This is a genomic window from Micromonospora sp. NPDC002575, from assembly GCF_042889525.1.
GTDB classification, from domain to species: Bacteria; Actinomycetota; Actinomycetes; order Mycobacteriales; family Micromonosporaceae; genus Micromonospora; species Micromonospora carbonacea.
Map to the genome: position 1 here is coordinate 1 of NZ_JBIARA010000054.1, position 2590 is coordinate 2590.

A 2590-nucleotide genomic window follows, 5' to 3' on the forward strand; every position below is an offset into this window, starting at 1 on the left:
ACTCGGGCGGGTTGTCGGGGTCGCAGTCGTTCGCGGCGTTGCAGAAGGCGTCCAGCGGTGGGCTGACGTCACTGCGCTGGAGGTCATTGACCCACCAGGCGGGGCGGAAGCCGGCCGAGGCGAACCCGGACTCGCCGGGCCAGTCCTGCCGTCCGGAGGTGGCGTAGGAGTAGCCGGCGTCGATGGACCAGGCGGCCCAGCCCATCACCTTCTCCTCGTAGGGCCAGTCCTGCGGGTGTGCCGCGTCGTGGTTGGCATCCGGGTTGAGGCTGGTGTCCAGGAACGGCAGCCGGTGCGGCGGGTAGAGCGGGTTGGCGGGGTTGTTGTACCAGCCCAGGCCCCACGGTTCGCTCGGGGCGCCGGCCGGGTTGAAGCCGAGGTTGAGGCTTCCCCTTGATCGTGGACACCTGGAGACTGGGACCTGAGGTTCCAGAGGAAGTAGCACCAGGTGGGAAGCAAGTACACGAAGCGGTACACCGAGGAGTTCAAGCGGGACGCGATCGCGCTCGTCGACTCCTCGGGCAAGACGGTCACCGCCGTGGCCCGGGAACTCGGCATCAGCTCCGAGTCCCTGCGCGGCTGGTACCGCAAGGCCAAGGCCGACCGGGGCGAGGGCCCGGGCGGCGAGCTGACCAGCGCCGAGCGTGAGGAACTGCGGCGGCTGCGGCGGGAGAACCGCGAACAGCAGCAGACGATCGAGATCCTGAAAAAAGCGACCGCCTTCTTCGTGAAGGAGAACGACCGGTGAGCGAGCTCTACCGGTTCATCCACACGGAGAAGGCAAACTACCCGATCACGTTGTTGTGCCGGGTGCTGCACGTGGCCCGCTCCTCCTACTACGCGTGGCGCGAGGGCGAGGCGGCCCGCCAAGCCCGACTGGCCGCCGACGACGCGCTCGCCCACGAGATCACCGTGGTGCACATCGCCTCCCGCCGCACCTACGGTGTCCCGCGCATCCACGCCGAACTGCGGCGTCTGGGGCGGCGGGTGAACCGCAAGCGCGTCGCCCGCGTGATGCGCGAGCGCGACATCCGGGGCGTCACCCGGCGCAAGAACCACTCGCTGACCCGGCCGGACAAGAAGGCGAAGCCGGCCCCGGACCTGATCGGCCGCGACTTCCACGCCGAGCGGCCCGGGATCAAGCTGGTCGGCGACATCACCTACCTGCCCACCGCCGAGGGCTGGCTCTACCTCGCCTGCTGGCTCGACCTGGCCACCCGCGAGGTCGTCGGCTACGCCATGGCCGACCACCACCGCGCCGAACTCGTCGTGGACGCCCTCGACATGGCCCACGGCCGCGGCGGCCTGGAGCCCGACTGCGTGATCCACAGTGACCGCGGCAGCGAGTACACCTCCGCCCAATTCCGGGCCCGAATACGAGAGTTGGGGATGCGGCAAAGTTGCGGGCGCACCGGATCATGCTTCGACAACGCCGCCGCGGAGAGTTTCTGGGCCCTGCTCAAGGAGGAGATCGGCACCCGGACCTGGCCCGACCGAGCCACCGCCCGCGCCGAGGTCTTCACCTTCATCGAGACCTTCTACAACCGCCGCCGCCTGCGCAAACACAAGACCTTCGGCTACCTCACCCCGGCCGAGACCAGACAGCGGCATCAACACGCCCTCGCGGCATAACCATCGAGTGTCCAAGATCACGGGGAAACTTCAATGGGGCGTGTCGAAGGGCGGGCGCGGCTGGTGCCGCTTGTCTTGGGAGTGTGTGGCGGGTCGGGAGGCGTACCGATCTTCACCCGGGCGAGGAGGTCGAGTTCAGCTGGCCATGACTCAGTCGGGTGCAGGTGCAACACGACATGAGGCACATCGTGAGGGGCGGCGTGCAGGTCCACAGCAGCGACGTGCTCGCTCACGTCGCGTCCGTCGACAGCGACGGTGTACGAACGGCCGTCGAGGCACAGATGGATGCGGTTCGGTGTCGTCACTGGCGAAGCCTAGGCCCATGGGCTGGACCAGTGACCAGCCTCTACGTCGGCTTCGAGATACACGTCAGATCAATCAGGCATGGAGCCCGTCAGGCACTGACGGACATCACACGGGGCTACCGGCTCGGCGGCCAGGGGATGCCGGCCTGTTCGAGCATGTCGCTGTGCCTTGCGTAGCGGCGACGGGCCAGGGTCACGCCCAGTGCCCACAGACCTGCTGCGAACAGCCAGGCGCCGGCGCACACCATCACCGATGTGGGGGTGAACCCGAACTGGGACAGCGGGATGAGCAGCGCCAACGGCATGATCAGGAGCTGGATGAGGCCGCGCTTCTTCTGGGTGCCGCTGTAGTCGACCTCGATGCGTGCGTGGAGCAGACCGACCGCGTGCTGGGCCTCTGGAAGCGGTGTCAGGCGATCGCCGCCCGGATGCATGCCGGGCAGCCGTCCGCCGTTGAGTGCATCCGGGTGCTGCTCCGCGGTGCGCATGGCGCGCTCCGCCGCATCCGGCATGCGGCGGAAGGCGAAGTAGGGGTTGGGGCTTCCACTGGGAGACAGCGAGGAGAGACCGCTGTACTCGTACCCGTACTGCTCTGCGATGTACGCAAAAGACGCGAACCTCTTACGCGATTTCAGCAGATTGCGCGCGTCATG

Annotated in this window: 5 protein-coding genes; 2 read left to right on the forward strand and 3 right to left on the reverse strand. The window is 67.8% G+C overall.

The genetic code is table 11. The features are described from left to right. Positions 1 to 445 (reverse strand): hypothetical protein (locus ACFYWL_RS30940; RefSeq protein WP_386980294.1); only part of this gene is annotated, 445 nt, incomplete at its 3' end. 3 nt (positions 446 to 448) lie between these two features. On the opposite strand from ACFYWL_RS30940, the gene ACFYWL_RS30945 reads away from it, so the two are divergent. Both ACFYWL_RS30945 and ACFYWL_RS30950 read left to right on the forward strand, forming a co-directional pair. Next, positions 449 to 748, forward strand: coding sequence for a transposase (locus ACFYWL_RS30945; protein ID WP_386980297.1), 300 nt, complete (start codon positions 449 to 451; stop codon positions 746 to 748). After that, on the forward strand, positions 745 to 1632 hold the full coding sequence (locus ACFYWL_RS30950; protein ID WP_386980300.1) for an IS3 family transposase: 888 nt from the start codon (positions 745 to 747) through the stop codon (positions 1630 to 1632). The genes ACFYWL_RS30945 and ACFYWL_RS30950 overlap by 4 nt, the downstream gene beginning before the upstream one ends. 17 nt (positions 1633 to 1649) lie before the next feature. Here the strand turns inward: ACFYWL_RS30950 and ACFYWL_RS30955 are convergent, their stop codons facing one another. After that, positions 1650 to 1937, reverse strand: coding sequence for a hypothetical protein (locus tag ACFYWL_RS30955; protein ID WP_386980304.1), 288 nt, complete (start codon positions 1935 to 1937; stop codon positions 1650 to 1652). A gap of 116 nt (positions 1938 to 2053) precedes the next feature. After that, a partial coding sequence (locus ACFYWL_RS30960) for a hypothetical protein (protein WP_386980307.1) occupies positions 2054 to 2590 on the reverse strand: 537 nt, incomplete at its 5' end.